This is a genomic window from Photobacterium sp. Alg240-V54, assembly GCF_900537155.1.
Taxonomy (GTDB): domain Bacteria; phylum Pseudomonadota; class Gammaproteobacteria; order Enterobacterales; family Vibrionaceae; genus Photobacterium.
Genome location: NZ_UNRL01000008.1, coordinates 19,649 through 35,858, shown reverse-complemented (window position 1 = coordinate 35,858; position 16,210 = coordinate 19,649). Strand labels below are relative to the sequence as shown.

General features: G+C 43.9%; 12 protein-coding genes. 5 read left to right on the top strand and 7 right to left on the bottom strand.

The features are described from left to right. The first annotated feature begins 4 nt into the window (after positions 1-4). Together purH and purD are read left to right on the top strand one after the other, a co-directional pair. The gene (purH, locus tag G6R09_RS16150) at positions 5-1,597 is read left to right on the top strand and encodes a bifunctional phosphoribosylaminoimidazolecarboxamide formyltransferase/IMP cyclohydrolase (RefSeq protein WP_163923538.1); all 1,593 of its coding nucleotides are present in this window, start codon (positions 5-7) and stop codon (positions 1,595-1,597) included. A gap of 104 nt (positions 1,598-1,701) precedes the next feature. Next, positions 1,702-2,991: a phosphoribosylamine--glycine ligase gene (gene purD, locus G6R09_RS16145; protein WP_163923535.1), complete on the top strand. Its 1,290-nt coding sequence runs from the start codon at positions 1,702-1,704 to the stop codon at positions 2,989-2,991. Positions 2,992-3,062: 71 nt separating this feature from the next. Here purD and G6R09_RS16140 read toward each other — a convergent pair whose 3' ends face one another. Both G6R09_RS16140 and hupA read right to left on the bottom strand, forming a co-directional pair. Beyond that, complete coding sequence (locus tag G6R09_RS16140) at positions 3,063-3,737, bottom strand: DUF1481 domain-containing protein (RefSeq protein WP_163923532.1); 675 nt, start codon at positions 3,735-3,737, stop codon at positions 3,063-3,065. A gap of 44 nt (positions 3,738-3,781) precedes the next feature. After that, positions 3,782-4,054 carry a nucleoid-associated protein HU-alpha gene (hupA, locus tag G6R09_RS16135; RefSeq protein ID WP_045032623.1) on the bottom strand — a complete coding sequence of 91 codons (273 nt, stop codon included), beginning with the start codon at positions 4,052-4,054 and terminating at the stop codon, positions 3,782-3,784. 228 nt (positions 4,055-4,282) lie between these two features. Between hupA and G6R09_RS16130 the strand changes: the two genes are divergently transcribed. Then, on the top strand, positions 4,283-5,341 hold the full coding sequence (locus tag G6R09_RS16130) for a CNNM domain-containing protein (RefSeq protein ID WP_087821891.1): 1,059 nt from the start codon (positions 4,283-4,285) through the stop codon (positions 5,339-5,341). Between the two features lie 81 nt (positions 5,342-5,422). Here the strand turns inward: G6R09_RS16130 and brnQ are convergent, their stop codons facing one another. Then, positions 5,423-6,745, bottom strand: coding sequence for a branched-chain amino acid transport system II carrier protein (gene brnQ / locus G6R09_RS16125; RefSeq protein WP_163923529.1), 1,323 nt, complete (start codon positions 6,743-6,745; stop codon positions 5,423-5,425). Positions 6,746-7,326: 581 nt separating this feature from the next. Beyond that, positions 7,327-7,914 (bottom strand): YjaG family protein, encoded by a 588-nt coding sequence (locus tag G6R09_RS16120; protein ID WP_061000585.1) that lies wholly within the window; start codon positions 7,912-7,914, stop codon positions 7,327-7,329. 67 nt (positions 7,915-7,981) lie between these two features. Between G6R09_RS16120 and G6R09_RS16115 the strand changes: the two genes are divergently transcribed. Further along, on the top strand, positions 7,982-8,893 hold the full coding sequence (locus tag G6R09_RS16115) for a D-2-hydroxyacid dehydrogenase (RefSeq protein WP_163923526.1): 912 nt from the start codon (positions 7,982-7,984) through the stop codon (positions 8,891-8,893). A 199-nt stretch (positions 8,894-9,092) separates the two neighbouring features. Here G6R09_RS16115 and hemE read toward each other — a convergent pair whose 3' ends face one another. After that, entirely contained in the window at positions 9,093-10,160 is a 1,068-nt protein-coding gene (gene hemE / locus G6R09_RS16110) for a uroporphyrinogen decarboxylase (RefSeq protein WP_065167940.1), read from the bottom strand. 125 nt (positions 10,161-10,285) lie between these two features. Continuing rightward, positions 10,286-11,056 carry an NAD(+) diphosphatase gene (gene nudC / locus G6R09_RS16105; RefSeq protein ID WP_163923523.1) on the bottom strand — a complete coding sequence of 257 codons (771 nt, stop codon included), beginning with the start codon at positions 11,054-11,056 and terminating at the stop codon, positions 10,286-10,288. Positions 11,057-11,203: 147 nt separating this feature from the next. Here nudC and G6R09_RS16100 point away from each other — a divergent pair, with 147 nt between their 5' ends. After that, positions 11,204-11,683 carry an Rsd/AlgQ family anti-sigma factor gene (locus tag G6R09_RS16100; protein WP_061000593.1) on the top strand — a complete coding sequence of 160 codons (480 nt, stop codon included), beginning with the start codon at positions 11,204-11,206 and terminating at the stop codon, positions 11,681-11,683. A 230-nt stretch (positions 11,684-11,913) separates the two neighbouring features. On the opposite strand, the gene rpoC is transcribed toward G6R09_RS16100, so the two are convergent. Further along, the gene (gene rpoC, locus G6R09_RS16095; protein ID WP_065168452.1) at positions 11,914-16,131 is read right to left on the bottom strand and encodes a DNA-directed RNA polymerase subunit beta'; all 4,218 of its coding nucleotides are present in this window, start codon (positions 16,129-16,131) and stop codon (positions 11,914-11,916) included. Positions 16,132-16,210 lie beyond the last annotated feature (79 nt).

Sequence of the window (16,210 nt, the reverse complement as noted above, 5' to 3'; positions counted from 1 at the left end):
AGCAATGGAAAACGTTCGTCCTATTCGCCGCGCGCTGCTAAGCGTATCAGACAAAACAGGTATTGTTGAATTCGCTCACGCCCTTGCCAATCGCGGCGTAGAAATTTTATCTACAGGTGGTACCGCGCGTTTACTTGCAGAGCAGAACATTCAAGTCACTGAAGTTTCCGACTACACCGGTTTTCCTGAAATGATGGATGGCCGCGTAAAAACCCTTCATCCTAAAGTACATGGTGGTGTTTTAGGCCGCCGCGGCATCGATGATGCAGTGATGGCACAACACGGTATTAACCCTATTGATATGGTTGTAGTTAACCTCTACCCATTCGCTGCAACCGTTGCTAATCCAAACTGTAGCTTAGAAGACGCAGTCGAAAATATTGATATCGGCGGACCGACTATGGTGCGCTCAGCGGCTAAAAACCACAAAGACGTAACGATTGTGGTCAATGCTGACGATTATGATCGCGTCCTGACTGAAATGAGTGCTAATGATGGCTCATTAACCCATGCAACGCGTTTTGATCTTGCTATTTCGGCTTTTGAACATACTGCGGCTTACGACGGTATGATTGCTAACTACTTCGGTACGATGGTGCCTTCTTACGGCGACAATAAAGAAGGTGATCAAGAGTCAAAATTCCCACGAACTTTCAATCAACAGTTCGAGAAAAAGCAAGACATGCGCTACGGTGAAAACAGTCACCAAGCTGCAGCATTCTATGTTGAAGCCAACCCACAAGAAGCGTCTGTGGCAACCGCGACTCAGCTGCAAGGCAAAGCACTGTCTTATAACAACATCGCAGATACCGATGCTGCACTTGAATGCGTCAAAGAGTTCGACCTTCCTGCTTGTGTCATTGTAAAGCATGCTAATCCATGTGGTGTTGCACTGGGTGATAATCTGCTTGAAGCTTACGATCGCGCTTATAAAACCGATCCTACTTCAGCCTTTGGCGGCATTATTGCTTTTAACCGTGAACTTGATGCGGCAACCGCACAAGCTATCGTTGATCGTCAATTTGTTGAGGTGATCATTGCGCCTAAAGTCTCACCGCAAGCAACAGCCATTATCGCAGCCAAGAAAAACTTACGCCTGCTTGAATGTGGCCAATGGTCAACTAAAACCACAGGTTTTGATGTTAAGCGTGTTAATGGTGGGTTATTGGTTCAAGATCGTGACCAAGGCATGGTATCGGTTGATGATCTGACTGTGGTATCAAAGCGCCAACCAACAGCTGACGAATTACGTGATGCGCTATTTTGTTGGAAAGTGGCGAAATACGTCAAATCGAACGCGATTGTTTACGCTAAAGGCAATATGACTATCGGGGTCGGTGCAGGTCAAATGAGCCGAGTTTATTCTGCCAAAATTGCCGGCATTAAAGCCGCTGACGAAAACCTAGAAGTGGCTGGTAGCGTTATGGCCTCTGACGCGTTCTTCCCATTCCGTGATGGTATTGATGCTGCAGCAGAAGCGGGCATTACCTGTGTTATTCAACCGGGTGGCTCAATGCGTGACGATGAAGTGATTGCGGCGGCTGATGAGCACGGCATGGCGATGGTATTTACCGGTATGCGTCATTTCCGCCACTAAGTTGTTATTACTTTAGTGACCAAGCAATGTCGATTTAGTCTCTGCTCTTTAGTGTAAAGAGTAGAGATTTTTAAGTATTTAGCGAAAAGCAATAAGGATTAACAATGAAAGTACTGATCATTGGTAACGGTGGCCGTGAACACGCATTAGGTTGGAAAGCGGCACAAAACCCACAAGTTGAGACGGTTTTCATCGCGCCAGGTAATGCAGGCACTGCACTTGAACCAAAATTAGAAAATGTCGATATCAGTGTTGAAGATATTGCCTCTTTAGTCACGTTTGCACAGAACAATCATATTGAACTGACCATTGTTGGCCCTGAAGTCCCATTAGTGATTGGCGTTGTAGATGCGTTTCGTGCTGCTGGATTAGCCATTTTTGGTCCAACTCAAGCCGCAGCTCAGCTTGAAGGCTCTAAAGCTTTTACCAAAGATTTTTTAGCGCGCCACAATATTCCAACTGCTGAATACCAAAATTTTACTGAAATCGAACCTGCTCTTGCTTACTTAAAGCAGAAAGGCGCACCGATTGTAGTCAAAGCCGATGGTTTAGCGGCAGGTAAAGGCGTGATTGTTGCGATGACAGCACAAGAAGCCGAAGATGCAGTGCGCGACATGCTTGCTGGCAATGCCTTTGGTGAAGCGGGTCATCGTGTTGTTATCGAAGAATTTTTAGACGGTGAAGAAGCCAGTTTCATCGTGATGGTTGATGGTAAAAATGTCTTACCAATGGCCACCAGCCAAGATCATAAACGTGTTGGTAATGGCGATACCGGTCTCAATACTGGCGGTATGGGTGCATATTCACCTGCGCCAGTCGTCACCCAAGACATTCATGATCGCGTAATGGAAGAAGTGATCTACCCAACCATTGAAGGCATGGCAGCAGAAGGCGCACCGTATACCGGATTCCTCTATGCAGGCTTAATGGTAATGGCTGACGGCACCCCAAAAGTGATTGAATATAACTGCCGTTTTGGTGATCCAGAAACTCAACCGATCATGCTGCGGATGCAATCTGATTTAGTGGAACTATGTTTAGCAGCGATTGATGAGAAACTCGATAGTGTCGAATCTAAGTGGGATCCACGGGCTGCTATAGGTATTGTACTCGCGGCTGGCGGCTATCCTGGTGACTATCACAAAGGTGATATTATCAGTGACTTATCTCAGCCAGAGTCTGCGGGAGAAAAAATATTCCATGCAGGAACTACCCATAATGCTCACGGTGATGTTGTGACAAATGGTGGTCGAGTATTATGTGCAACCGCAATGGGCGATTCAGTCCTTGAAGCACAACAACACGCTTATGCGTTAGCCAAGCAAATTTCGTGGAATGGTATGTTCCACCGTGATGACATTGGTTACCGCGCCATTGCTCGCGAACAACAGTAATCATACCGCTCCCTCATAACCTAAAAAACGCGCTTAATCGGCGCGTTTTTTTGATCTACTGCTAACAACAATTACTGCTTTAATAAATTAGGTGCCACCAAACATTGTAACTGTGGTCGCTGCAATAAAATATCATCAACCATTAATTGCCCTTGCTGCAACTGTCCACTTACCGCCATATATCCTTGGCCCGATAATTTTTCAGCGCTTGATTGAGCAATAACGTCAACTGGTTGTTGTTGCTGGCAAGGAATAAACTGCTGTTGTTGCCAGTGCCCTTGCACCCATGAATGCCGATGTTGACTTAGTTGCTCAACTTTAGCCGCTAACCTTAGTACTTGACGATGTAGTTTTGCTATTGCGGCATTGGTTAATGGCACAATGGTTTGCCCTTGCTGATAACGCTGAAACACTGCTAAACCATCACTATCAAACCGTAATTGCAATGAAAATGGAGTAACAGAGCCATCAACACGCTGTTGGCCTTGCTGATAGAGCTCAAACAGCTTTCCTGAGCGCCAACGATAGCTAGCCTGATATTGCCCTTGGTTAGAGGTAAATACACGCTCATTGAGCGTTATAGGTTGATTAGGACGGAAGGTATACCAATAAAAATGAGGACCATCAGTTGCAGCTTGGGCAACTGTGACAGTTTTAGGCGTAATTACTGCATTTTCAGCTATGTCGCTTGCTGCACAGCCTGTAAGTAAAAATGCAACCACCAGAGAAAGCGTTATACGTACCATAAAAAAGCGCCAGATGCAGTGGAGCATTCTGGCGTTATTTTAAATTACTTTAATGCGTCTTTAAGTGCTTTGCCAGATACGAACGCAGGAACGTTAGCAGCGGCAATTTGAATTTCCGCACCCGTTTGTGGGTTACGGCCAGTGCGAGCTGCACGATGATTCACTTTAAATGTACCAAAGCCAATTAGTTGAACCTGGTCACCATCTTTAAGCGCATCAGTAACGCCTTCAAGAGTAGCTTCCAATGCTAATTTTGCTTGTGCTTTAGACAAATCTGCTTTTTCTGCGATCAGGTCAATCAGTTGGGTCTTGTTCATTCGGTTTCCCTTCTAAGGTTTTGGGCTTAATACCGCCCAACTCTAATTCAAAAGAAGCCTGTGTGGCAAAGGTTTGTCAGCTTTTATCTGTCTAAATGGAGACTCTTTAACCATAAACTGAGCTAAAGTTCACAAAATGTTACTAATAACATTCAAAAAAGAGTTGTTTTTATTTCCACTCGCCCCGATTAATATAGCCGAAATTCGCTGATTAATTGACAGGTTGATATGGTACTGCTTACGATTTACATCTCTGTAGCTATAGGGGTGTCGTTTATTTGTTCCGTTTTAGAAGCGGTTTTATTGAGTATTTCGCCGGGATATATCGGCACTTTACGTCAACAAAACCACCCAGCAGCAGCTAAACTTGCCGCACTCAAAGATAATATAGATCGCCCCTTAGCCTCGATTCTAACCCTAAATACCGTCGCTCATACCGTCGGTGCAGCAACAGCAGGTGCGCAAGCGACAGTGGTCTTTGGTAGTGAGTGGCTGGGTGTTTTCTCTGGCGCATTAACCGTCGGTATTTTATTACTGTCAGAAATCATACCCAAAACAATTGGTGCGACTTACTGGCGTCAATTAGCGCCAACGAGTGCAATATTATTGCGCTGGATGGTCGTGTTATTAATGCCATTAGTGTGGATCTCAGAACAGATCACGCGTCGTTTAGCCCATGGCCACGTCCAACCTAAACTACGCGATGAATTATCAGCAATGGCAATGTTAGCTCACGAGTCTGGTGAATTAGGTGCGGGTGAGTCTAAAATTCTGACTAACCTACTGCAATTTAAAGATGTGAGCGTAACTAAAATCATGACGCCACGACCGGTGTTATTCCGCGTCAATGCACAGCAAACCATCAACGAATTTTTAGCAAAATACAAAAGTAGTCCATTTTCACGCCCATTAGTGTTCAGCGAGCAAAGCGATAATATTGTTGGCTTTGTACACCGCTTAGAACTGTTTGCAGAAAGCCAAGCAGGCAAAGGTGGTCAGGAACTCGGCACGCTCATGCGCCCACTGCCGGTGATCATGAACAACGTAAGCGTACCCAAAGCATTTGAACGTTTAATGCAAGAACGTTCACAGCTTATTCTGATTGTTGATGAATACGGTACAGTACAAGGCTTAGTAACACTGGAAGATATTTTTGAAAGCTTAGTTGGCGAAGAAATTGTCGATGAAGCAGATAAAAATACTGACATGCAGCAACTGGCTTATCAGCGTTGGGATAAGTGGAAGAAAAAGCATAAGATGATTGAAAATAATGATGATGATATTTAATTAGCGTCATGATAACTGCTTTATACTAAGTAGAATCTAAACAAGGGACCTCTCGGTCCCTTTTTTATTGGCATTATTTAACTAGCTGCGATGGAGTGACTCACTGTTATCAACACAATAACGTCCACCCATGATACGACTGACGATCAAGCCAACCACCAATACCGCTACCGTTGGTAAAATCCAACCTGCGTAGTAATGATATAACGGTAAATTTGCTGTTAATGCATTATCAACCGTTGCTGGCATTGCGCCTAAAATATGTGCGGCATCAATACAACCAAATACAGCTGCAGTTGCAACAACAGCCAATACTGCAACTTGAGATAATTGGTGGCGTAGTGGTGCGATCATTAACAGCGCAATTGCAATCGGATGCAACGCTACCACGACAGGTAAAGTTACTTCTAATAACTGCGCCAACCCAACATTCGCAATCAAGCCAGATAACACCATGATCACCCACACACTTTTAGGGTAAGTTATTTTACTAAAGCTACGGCTATAAAACTCACTACCGGCGGTCGTAACCCCAATCGCGGTAGTCAAACATGCTAACACTAACACCGAACCTAAAATAATGGTTCCAAAGGCACCAAAATGAGCATTGGTAAACGCAGTAAGAATTTCACCACCATTAGCAAAGCTTGAACCTAAATTGGCACTGGTTACTCCAATATATGCCAATGATAAATATACTAACGCCATCGCTGTGGCATACATTAGAGCCGCAATAAATGTATATTTGGCAATCGCTTTCGAGCATTTAACCCCCATGCCCTCAATCGCTCTGAAAATCACCCACCCAAAGCCAATCGAGCCTAATGCATCCATGGTCATGTAGCCCTGAGTCATGCCTTCAGCCATTGCACCTGTCGCATAAGGTCCTGAGGCAACTTCAACCTGACCAGATGGATATAACAATGCCACCACAGCCATAATGGTTAAAATAGTTAATAACACTGGCGTTAACCATTTTCCAAGCGTATCAACTAACTTACCTGGATATAATGAGAACAAAATAGCCGCTAAACAGAACAGCGCCGAGAATGGGATCAAACCACTATCACCGATAAACGGTGCCAAACTAAATTGGTAAGCAACGGTAATAGTACGTGGAATGATAAAGGCAGGACCAATAACAATAAACAACATCACCCAAAAGCCTGTCGCCAATGGTTTAGGTAATGCCGCAGTTAAATTATCAGAACCTCGCACCCAAGCGACAATCACTAATGCTATTGCAGGTAGACCAACGCCAGTTAATAAGAAACCCGCCATACCACTGAGAAAATTCTCTCCAGCTTGATAACCTAAATAGGGAGGGAAAATTAAATTGCCAGCACCTAAGTACATGGCGAATGTCATGAAGCCTAAGGCGGCGATATTGCGTGCACTTAACATAGTATTCCTTGGTCGTTACTTGAAGCTTGGAGAAAGCGAGGTGGGAAAAGTGATGATATCTATCCTGCCAGCTTGCTCACAAGCTGACAGAAAAATGGGTATGGCCTGTCAGCCCTGAATAAGATTCAGAGAGAGCAAGAGCTTTGAAGTAGCAATCAATGTTGTGCTATCAGCAACCATTGGTGGAATGCGGCAAGATACAATAGTGTTTACGATACAATATTTCATATTTGCCCCCTTCAAACCAACAGACCACGAATGGCGTAGCTTAGGTGCTACGCAGTGGTTATGTTATAAACGCTGAAGGGATACAATTACAAGAGCCAAAATAAAATAAGTCGAATGGCGTAAACTTAACTCATCAACCAGTCATATTCACTGCTTTTAAACTTAAAAATCAGAATAAAAAACCACCACCAATAAAACAAATTATTAACAAAAAACACTTGTCGTCTAATTATTTCCGCACTAATGTCATTTATTCATTACAGTTCAAACGACAATATGGCAACATTTTTATAAACAATAGCAAAAAAAAAGAAGCCAAAAGGCTTCTTCTTAATGTTATCGCTAGCGATTAATTACAATGCGATACCAATATTACTGATTGGCTCATCACGTAACTCAGCACGTAAATCTTTGATTAAATCAATATCACGACTTTCTGCTTCTTTGAGCGCACGGAAAATTTCCCACTGAGTATCCCACTCAGCGCATACTGCTTCATTTTGCTTTTGATTGTCGTTAGTAATTTCAATCCCTGTTTGAGCCGATTCTAAATCAGCCACAGTTTCAGCAGATAATGCACTTAACTTAACCACAGTTTCCATCATTAAGTCACGATCCAACATCGCGTGTAGAAGATCAGCCAATGCAACACACGCATCAATCGCAGGACGTACTGCATATAGATCGTAATCATTTTCACTTGGGACCATATCTTCTAACTTTTCAAGCTGGCTTTCAAAGTTAATCTTGGCATTTTTAACCGTGAGGATCTCCCATACACTGTCTAAGATCACTCGGTAACGCTGGCCATCAGTGAACTGTGTTTCAGCACAGAAGAAGGCATAGTTCGGATACATACGCTCACACAACGACACCATAAAGGTAAGATGTTGCCAAGGTTCTAATTTTTCTAAACGTAACTGGATTGGATTCTTAAGCATGGGATAATCTACGGTAGTGATTTAGATTGAAGTTTACTTGATAAACGAAGGCTACAAAAGGAAAAGCATGATCAAAATTAAGATCGTCTCTCGCCAACAGCAGCGTTATGTGCAATTACTGACTGCCGCTAAACTACCACAGTTAGTTATTACCGAAGACCCCAACCAAGCAACAGTACTGCTGGCAGATCCGCCGTTGATCGCCACCAGCTTAAATGATTACCCACATCTGCAGTGGCTACAATCCACTTATGCAGGCATTGACACGTTGATCAAGCCACATCTAAGGCAAGATTATCAACTGACGAATATTCGCGGGATCTTTGGGCCACTGATCGCTGAATATGTTATTGGCCACATCCTTAACTACCAACGCCATTTTTGTCGCTATGCTTTACAGCAACAACAGCAGCAATGGCACCCAATCAGTTATCAATCAATGGCGACCAAAACCATGGTCATTGTTGGTACAGGTACCATCGGCCAACATCTTGCTAAAGTTGCAGCAGCATTTGGTTGCCGTATCATTGGCGTTAATCGCAGTGGTATTAGTGCCAGTACTGATTTTAATCATACTTATGCTATCAGCGATCTCGATTGCGCGCTGACTCAAGCCGACTATGTGGTTTCTATTTTACCTGCAACCTCACAAACCGATGATGTTTTTGATCGACACCACCTAAAGCACTGCAAAAACGCGCTTTTTTTCAATGTCGGTCGTGGCAATAGTGTCAATGAAGCTGATTTAATACATGCGCTTGAGCAACATTACCTACAACATGCATTTTTAGACGTCTTCAAGCACGAGCCATTGGCAACAGATCATCCATTTTGGGATCATCCACAGATCACTATTACCCCCCATATCGCAGCAGAAAGCTTCCCTGAACAAGTATTTACTATATTTAAAACTAACTACTTACGTTTTCAACAACAGCAAAAACTTGAATATCTCATTGATTTAAAAAGAGGTTATTAATACATTAGACCACTAACCATTAATGCCGTCACAAAATTACATCCCGATAACAACAACGATCCTAGCAAGATCCTACTCGCCTCGTGTGTGTTTTTACCGTCCATTAAATAATGACAAAAAAAACCACACCAAAATGGTGTGGTTTTTATTAACCTTGAGTTTGAAATATACTGTTTAAAGTCTATTTCTAAAACAATGGTTATTTATGGTATGGCTTTGAAAGCTCATGCACAGCATCAACAAAAACACCGGCATTCTCAGGCGGTACATCAAGGTGAATACCATGGCCTAAGTTAAATACATGCCCAGTACCGCCATCGCCAAAGCCTTCTAAAATAGAAGCAACTTCTTGACGGATACGTTCAGGCTGAGCATATAACACTGATGGATCCATATTACCTTGTAGCGCCACCTTATCACCGATACGGCGTTTTGCTTCCGCAATATCAATCGTCCAATCAAGGCCAACAGCATCACAGCCTGTCGCTGCAATTTGCTCTAACCACATGCCGCCATTTTTAGTAAATAACGTCACAGGTACGCGACGACCATCATTCTCGCGAATTAAGCCATCAACAATCTTATGCATGTAACGCAATGAGAACTCATTGTAGTCACGTGGAGTTAATACACCACCCCATGTATCAAATACCATTACAGCCTGCGCACCCGCTTTGATCTGTGCGTTTAAGTACTCTATTACGCTATCAGCTAGCTTATCGAGCAATAGGTGCAGTGTTTGTGGTTCGGCATACATCATCTTTTTGATTTTAGTGAAAGCCTTAGAGCTACCACCTTCAACCATATATGTCGCCAAAGTCCATGGGCTACCAGAGAAACCGATTAATGGTACTTCACCTTGTAGATCGTGACGAATTTGGCGTACCGCATTCATTACATATTGCAGCTCACCTTCAGGATCGGGAATACCAATACGCTCCACGTCTGCTTTACAGGTAATCGGATGACTAAATTTAGGTCCTTCGCCCGCTTCAAAATACAAGCCAAGACCCATTGCATCAGGAATAGTTAAAATATCAGAAAATAAAATGGCAGCATCAAGCGGGAACCGCTTAAGCGGTTGAAGTGTGACTTCACTGGCTAATTCAGCATTTTTACATAGCGACATGAAGTCACCAGCAACACCACGTGTCGCACGATACTCAGGTAGGTAACGGCCAGCCTGACGCATCATCCATACAGGTGTGCAATCTACAGGCTGCTTTAGTAGCGCACGTAGATAGCGGTCATTCTTTAATTCGCTCATTTGAGACTCCATGGGTAAATTCTGCATTTATTGTATCATTCATTACTCAGAACAAAACAGAGCATATCTTATTCTATCAATAGGCAATAACGATACGATAACGCGTTAAATGTGATTGTTATTAATTACAAGCTAGTACTAGCAATTGACAGCGTATGGTCTATTAACCGTCGCGCTATCGTCCCTCGTGGTGCGACGTCAGGGAGTTGCTCTGCTGTTGCCCACATTGCATCGGTTAATTCTTCATAATCGGGTTTGATATCGCCACTCGCATAATCAGCAGTAAAACCAAGCATCAAATTAGATGGAAATGCCCATGGCTGACTATCAAAATAACGAATATTTTTTACTGTAATACCGGTTTCTTCTAACACTTCGCGCGCGACGCATTGTTCTGCAGTTTCACCCGGTTCAATAAACCCTGCAATCACAGTATACATACCGGTTTTATGACGTGGATGTTGTGCGAGCAACAATTGGTTATTTTTACGTACTGCGACAATGACACACGGTGATACTCGTGGGTAATGAATACTATGACAACCAGCACAGTGCATCGCCAATACTTTGGTATCTAATCGCATCGAATCACCACAATGGCAACAAAAGCGCTGACTTTGGAGCATATAATTTAATTGAATCGCTCTACCTGCTAATGCAAATAACCGACTATCACAGCCAAGTAGCTCTCTTAAATTAAAAAAATCACTATCATTAAAACCACTTTCTTCAACTAACCAATATACAGCTATCGAATTAAAATCACCGATAAAACGCTTACTTGCAGTGCTACAAATAAGCTCTTCAGATGAACACAACGGCAAACTGCCGTTTTGTAACAATAGCTTGCCATCTCTAATCACACACCAATAAGCCATATTCTCATTTTTTAACATTTTTATTACTTTCATCCTTGCAGCGGCGTAAATTTACTGGCAATCTAATCTTGAACGGAATATTTATCCGAAACCATATCTCTTATATCAAGAGCCGGATCGCACAAGCATCCAGTTAAGATGCTGATATATCATGAGGATGTGCTCATGCTTAGTAAATTTGAACAAGTTAAAAAAGAATGGGGCGGCCATAACGATGTTATTGATCAATGGCTAATGATGCGCCAACAACTGCTGATCGATTATTGTAAATTAATCGGTATCACTCCCAATGATGATAATCGTCATCTACCTACCGCGTCCAAACTGTGTTTATTTAGTGAAGATCTCGTTGATTATATTTCAGCGGGTCACTTTAAGATTTACGATAACGTAATGGCGCGCTGGCATCAAACAGGCTTTTCACCCACTGAAGAAATGTCTGCCCTCTATGCGAAAATCACCCTAACAACTGAACCATTATTAAACTTCAATGATCGCTATGGCGCCATCAATGATAATGACCCATTAGATACTCTTGATGATGATTTATCGCAGATTGGTGAACAGATGGAATCACGCTTTGCGTTAGAAGATAAGTTGATTGAATTAATCAGTGATAGTCTTGCTTGTCCGCCTGGTGCTTAACCACCAGCATCAATAGCAACTCACTTATTATTGTGGCAGTACAGTGCTGCCACCTATTTTAGTGCATCTCTCGCACCTCGCACCTCGCACCTCGCACCTCGCACCTCGCACCTCGCACCTCGCACCTCGCACCTCGCACCTCGCACCTCAAGATTATTCTCAGATCCCAAATAGCAGCCAATAAAAAAGGCACCCCGAAGGATGCCTTTTAGAATCAGTCACGCCAAGAATTAATTCTCGTCGTTAAGACCTGCATTCAATAGTGCCGCTAAGTCTTGAGAGGCTTGCTCTGCATCAACTTGTGGTGCTACTGGCTCCAGTTCAACATTACGTTGATTCTGGCGACGTTGGTGGTAAGAGAAACCAGTACCCGCTGGGATCAAACGACCCACGATTACGTTCTCTTTCAGACCACGAAGCTCATCACGCTTACCAGAAACAGCTGCTTCTGTTAGTACGCGCGTTGTTTCCTGGAACGACGCGGCTGAGATGAATGACTCAGTCGCAAGCGATGCTTTAGTGATACCTAGTAAGTCACGTGAGAAACTTACTGGTGTCTTACCTTCAGCTTCAAGCTGACGGTTAGCAATCGTTACGCGAGAGAATTCAACTTGCTCGCCTTCTAGGAAGTCAGAGTCACCAGCTGCAGTGATAGTTACCTTACGTAGCATTTGACGAATGATAGTCTCAATGTGCTTATCATTAATCTTAACGCCTTGTAGACGGTAAACTTCCTGAACTTCGTTAACAATGTATTCTGCAACTGCGTGTACACCACGTAGACGTAGAATATCGTGCGGAGTTTCAGGACCATCAGCAATTACGTCACCCTTCTCAACTTTTTCACCTTCGAAAACGTTAAGTTGGCGATGCTTCAGGATCATCTCTTCGTACGGTTGACCATCAGTTGGTGTGATGATCAAGCGACGCTTACCTTTAGTTTCTTTACCAAATGACACTGCACCGGTAATTTCTGCCAAGATAGCTGGTTCTTTAGGCTTACGTGCTTCAAACAAGTCAGCAACGCGTGGTAGACCACCCGTGATATCCTTGTTACCGCCAGATTTTTGCGGAATACGTGATAACGTATCACCGATGCCAACCATAGCGCCATCGTCAAGCTGAACAATCGCCTTACCAGGTAGGAAGTATTGAGCTGGCATATCAGTACCAGGGATCATTACATCGTTACCATCTGCATCAACAAGTTTGATAGCTGGACGCATATCTTTACCTGCTGCTGGACGTGCTGCTGGATCAGTTACTTCGCTTGAAGATAGACCAGTTAGATCATCTGTTTGGCGAGAAACTGTTACGCCATCAATCATGTCAACGAACTGGATACGACCAGCCACTTCAGTGATGATTGGCATGGTGTGAGCTTCCCAGTTTGCTACTGTTTCACCAGCAACAACCTCGGCGCCATCACCTTTAGTTAGCAACGTACCGTAAGACAGTTTGTAGTTCTCTTTCGTACGACCAAGCTTATCAATGATGCTTAGCTCAGATGCACGAGAAGTAATTACAAGCTTACCTGCATTGTTAGTTACGAACTTCGCATTGTGCAGTTTCATAGAACCGGTAGTTTTCACTACGATCTTATTATCTGCAGCTGCTGCTGATGCCGCACCACCGATGTGGAACGTACGCATTGTTAGCTGTGTACCAGGTTCACCGATAGACTGCGCTGCAACAACACCTACTGCTTCACCTGAGTTGATCAGGTGACCACGAGCAAGGTCACGACCGTAACAGAACTTACAACAACCGAAGTCATTCTCACACGTTACAACAGAACGTACTTTAACTTGGTCAACAGAGTTCGCTTCTAGGATCTCACACCACTTCTCATCAAGAAGTGTATTACGTGGTGCTAGAACTTCTTCTGTGCCAGGAATAAAGACATCTTCAGCAACAACACGACCAAGAACACGATCGCCTAGTTGTTCCTTAACATCACCACCCTCGATAAGAGGCATCATGGTGATACCAGCGTGAGTACCACAGTCATCTGCTGTGATTACCACGTCTTGGGCAACGTCTACTAGACGACGCGTTAGGTAACCTGAGTTCGCTGTCTTAAGTGCGGTATCCGCAAGACCCTTACGAGCACCGTGCGTAGAAATAAAGTACTGGAGTACGTTTAGACCTTCACGGAAGTTCGCAGTGATCGGCGTTTCGATGATTGAGCCATCCGGCTTAGCCATCAGACCACGCATACCCGCCAACTGACGAATCTGTGCAGCAGAACCACGCGCACCAGAGTCGGCCATCATGTATACACTGTTGAACGATTTCTGTTGTTCTTCAACGCCGTCACGGTTAATCACGGTATCGAAAGACAAGTTATCCATCATCGCTTTAGCAACTTGTTCGTTGGCTGTAGCCCAGATATCGATAACTTTGTTGTAACGTTCACCAGCAGTCACAAGACCTGACTGGAACTGTTCTTGAATTTCAGCAACTTCTGCTTCAGCTTCAGCGATCTTAGTGTACTTAGCCGCAGGTACAACCATATCGTCGATACCAACAGATACACCAGAAAGTGCCGCGTAAGCAAAACCTGTGTACATAATTTGGTCAGCAAAGATAACAGTATCTTTCATGCCCAACTTACGGTAACAAGTGTTAAGAAGCTTAGAAATTTGCTTCTTACCAAGTGCTTCAGTGTTTACAAGGCTGTATGGCAGACCTTTAGGAACGATAGGCCATAGCATTGCACGACCAACAGTAGTATCAACAAGTTGAGTATTCTCAACAAAGTTACCCTGCTCATCTTTCACAAATTCTGTAATACGTACTTTAACGCGAGCGTGAAGCTCTGCACTCTTAGTACGGTATGCTTTCTCAGCTTCTGCTGGTCCAGCAAGGTACATTCCTTCACCCTTCGCGTTGATTTTCTCACGCGTCATGTAGTAAAGACCCAATACAACGTCCTGAGAAGGTACGATGATCGGATCACCAGATGCTGGTGAAAGGATGTTGTTGGTAGACATCATTAGAGCACGTGCTTCAAGCTGTGCTTCAAGAGTCAATGGCAAGTGAACCGCCATCTGGTCACCATCGAAGTCGGCGTTGTATGCCGCACAAACTAGTGGGTGAAGCTGAATCGCTTTACCTTCGATTAGTGTTGGTTCAAACGCCTGAATACCTAAACGGTGCAATGTTGGTGCACGGTTAAGCATTACTGGGTGCTCACGAATTACTTCGTCTAGGATATCCCAAACGATCGCTTCTTCGCGCTCAACCATCTTCTTAGCAGCTTTGATAGTAGTCGCAAGACCACGTGTCTCTAGCTTGCCATAGATGAATGGCTTAAATAGCTCTAGTGCCATCTTCTTAGGAAGACCACACTGGTGCAAACGTAGGTATGGACCTACTGTGATAACAGAACGACCTGAGTAGTCTACACGCTTACCAAGCAAGTTCTGACGGAAACGACCCTGCTTACCTTTGATCATGTCAGCCAAAGATTTCAGAGGACGCTTGTTAGAGCCTGTGATAGCGCGGCCACGACGACCGTTATCTAGCAATGCATCAACAGATTCCTGCAGCATACGCTTTTCGTTACGTACGATGATATCAGGAGCAGCCAGGTCTAAAAGACGCTTTAGACGGTTGTTACGGTTGATTACACGACGGTAAAGATCGTTCAGATCTGACGTCGCGAAACGGCCGCCGTCTAGTGGTACCAACGGACGTAGATCCGGCGGTAATACTGGCAATACAGACAGGATCATCCACTCAGGGTTGTTTCCAGACTGTAGGAAAGCTTCAACTAGCTTAAGACGCTTCGTTAGCTTCTTACGCTTAGTTTCAGAGTTAGTTTCTTCTAACTCTTCACGCATATTTTCGATTTCAGCATTTAGGTCCATGTTGCCTAAAAGTGCTTTAACCGCTTCTGCGCCCATCTTAGCGTCGAACTCGTCGCCCCACTCTTCAAGTGCATCCAAGTACTGCTCTTCAGAAAGCAGCTGGCTACGCTCAAGGTTGGTCATACCAGGTTCGATAACTACGTATGATTCAAAGTAAAGTACACGTTCGATATCACGTAGAGGCATGTCCATTAACAGACCAATACGAGATGGTAGTGACTTTAAGAACCAGATGTGGGCAACAGGTGAAGCAAGCTCAATGTGACCCATACGCTCACGGCGTACTTTAGTCTGAGTAACTTCAACACCACATTTTTCACAGATCACACCACGGTGCTTCAGGCGCTTGTACTTGCCACAAAGACACTCGTAGTCTTTTACCGGGCCAAAGATACGTGCACAGAAAAGACCGTCACGCTCAGGCTTGAAGGTACGATAGTTGATTGTTTCTGGCTTTTTAACTTCACCAAAAGACCATGAACGAATCATGTCAGGTGAAGCTAGACCGATTTTGATAGCATCAAATTCTTCGGTCTTATGTTGTGCTTTCAGAAACTTAAGTAAGTCTTTCACATTCGGCTCCTGTGAGGAGTTGACCCATAAAGGCGCCAGTCTACTGGCGCCTTCATATTTATACCGGAGTAACTAATAA

Excerpts from the sequence above, each read along its gene's own strand:
- purH (WP_163923538.1), top strand. The coding sequence starts at position 5 with ATGGAAAACGTTCGTCCTATTCGCCGCGCGCTGCTAAGCGTATCAGAC.
- purD (WP_163923535.1), top strand. The coding sequence starts at position 1,702 with ATGAAAGTACTGATCATTGGTAACGGTGGCCGTGAACACGCATTAGGT.
- G6R09_RS16140 (WP_163923532.1), bottom strand. The coding sequence starts at position 3,737 with ATGGTACGTATAACGCTTTCTCTGGTGGTTGCATTTTTACTTACAGGC.
- hupA (WP_045032623.1), bottom strand. The coding sequence starts at position 4,054 with ATGAACAAGACCCAACTGATTGACCTGATCGCAGAAAAAGCAGATTTG.
- G6R09_RS16130 (WP_087821891.1), top strand. The coding sequence starts at position 4,283 with ATGGTACTGCTTACGATTTACATCTCTGTAGCTATAGGGGTGTCGTTT.
- brnQ (WP_163923529.1), bottom strand. The coding sequence starts at position 6,745 with ATGTTAAGTGCACGCAATATCGCCGCCTTAGGCTTCATGACATTCGCC.
- G6R09_RS16120 (WP_061000585.1), bottom strand. The coding sequence starts at position 7,914 with ATGCTTAAGAATCCAATCCAGTTACGTTTAGAAAAATTAGAACCTTGG.
- G6R09_RS16115 (WP_163923526.1), top strand. The coding sequence starts at position 7,982 with ATGATCAAAATTAAGATCGTCTCTCGCCAACAGCAGCGTTATGTGCAA.
- hemE (WP_065167940.1), bottom strand. The coding sequence starts at position 10,160 with ATGAGCGAATTAAAGAATGACCGCTATCTACGTGCGCTACTAAAGCAG.
- nudC (WP_163923523.1), bottom strand. The coding sequence starts at position 11,056 with ATGTTAAAAAATGAGAATATGGCTTATTGGTGTGTGATTAGAGATGGC.
- G6R09_RS16100 (WP_061000593.1), top strand. The coding sequence starts at position 11,204 with ATGCTTAGTAAATTTGAACAAGTTAAAAAAGAATGGGGCGGCCATAAC.